This is a genomic window from Enterococcus sp. B2E4 (assembly GCF_030499455.1).
Lineage (GTDB): Bacteria > Bacillota > Bacilli > Lactobacillales > Enterococcaceae > Enterococcus_D > Enterococcus_D casseliflavus.
On sequence record NZ_JAUKPK010000009.1, the window covers coordinates 1 to 1,732 of the forward strand.

The 1,732-nt window shown below is 51.3% G+C and carries 1 rRNA gene; it reads right to left on the bottom strand.

Annotation, left to right across the window (positions count from 1 at the left end):
* Positions 1-21: 21 nt before the first annotated feature.
* Positions 22-1,580, bottom strand: a 16S ribosomal RNA gene (locus Q1X33_RS08015).
* Positions 1,581-1,732 lie beyond the last annotated feature (152 nt).

Genomic DNA, 1,732 nt, shown 5'->3' on the forward strand with positions numbered 1-1,732 from the left:
GTCTTCCGAAATATTCCTTAGAAAGGAGGTGATCCAGCCGCACCTTCCGATACGGCTACCTTGTTACGACTTCACCCCAATCATCTATCCCACCTTAGGCGGCTGGCTCCAAAAGGTTACCTCACCGACTTCGGGTGTTACAAACTCTCGTGGTGTGACGGGCGGTGTGTACAAGGCCCGGGAACGTATTCACCGCGGCGTGCTGATCCGCGATTACTAGCGATTCCGGCTTCATGTAGGCGAGTTGCAGCCTACAATCCGAACTGAGAGAAGCTTTAAGAGATTAGCTTAGCCTCGCGACTTCGCAACTCGTTGTACTTCCCATTGTAGCACGTGTGTAGCCCAGGTCATAAGGGGCATGATGATTTGACGTCATCCCCACCTTCCTCCGGTTTGTCACCGGCAGTCTCGCTAGAGTGCCCAACTAAATGATGGCAACTAACAATAAGGGTTGCGCTCGTTGCGGGACTTAACCCAACATCTCACGACACGAGCTGACGACAACCATGCACCACCTGTCACTTTGCCCCCGAAGGGGAAGCTCTATCTCTAGAGTGGTCAAAGGATGTCAAGACCTGGTAAGGTTCTTCGCGTTGCTTCGAATTAAACCACATGCTCCACCGCTTGTGCGGGCCCCCGTCAATTCCTTTGAGTTTCAACCTTGCGGTCGTACTCCCCAGGCGGAGTGCTTAATGCGTTTGCTGCAGCACTGAAGGGCGGAAACCCTCCAACACTTAGCACTCATCGTTTACGGCGTGGACTACCAGGGTATCTAATCCTGTTCGCTCCCCACGCTTTCGAGCCTCAGCGTCAGTTACAGACCAGAGAGCCGCCTTCGCCACTGGTGTTCCTCCATATATCTACGCATTTCACCGCTACACATGGAATTCCACTCTCCTCTTCTGCACTCAAGTCTCCCAGTTTCCAATGACCCTCCCCGGTTGAGCCGGGGGCTTTCACATCAGACTTAAGAAACCGCCTGCGCTCGCTTTACGCCCAATAAATCCGGACAACGCTTGCCACCTACGTATTACCGCGGCTGCTGGCACGTAGTTAGCCGTGGCTTTCTGGTTAGATACCGTCAAGGGATGAACATTTTACTCTCATCCTTGTTCTTCTCTAACAACAGAGTTTTACGATCCGAAAACCTTCTTCACTCACGCGGCGTTGCTCGGTCAGACTTTCGTCCATTGCCGAAGATTCCCTACTGCTGCCTCCCGTAGGAGTCTGGGCCGTGTCTCAGTCCCAGTGTGGCCGATCACCCTCTCAGGTCGGCTATGCATCGTTGCCTTGGTGAGCCGTTACCTCACCAACTAGCTAATGCACCGCGGGTCCATCCATCAGTGACGCAAAAGCGCCTTTCAACTTTCTTCCATGCGGAAAATAGTGTTATACGGTATTAGCACCTGTTTCCAAGTGTTATCCCCTTCTGATGGGCAGGTTACCCACGTGTTACTCACCCGTTCGCCACTCTTTTTCTTTCGGTGGAGCAAGCTCCGGTGAAAGAAAAAGCGTTCGACTTGCATGTATTAGGCACGCCGCCAGCGTTCGTCCTGAGCCAGGATCAAACTCTCATAATGATTTGTTTGAATGACCATACGGTCATTAAGCTCATAAAAATTAACTTTGCTAGCTATTGCTTGCATGTATTTGTTTCAATAAATTGAAACGTCCTACACATTGGTTCGTTTGCTTGCTTTGTTCAGTTTTCAAAGGTCTACCGTGCTGTGTT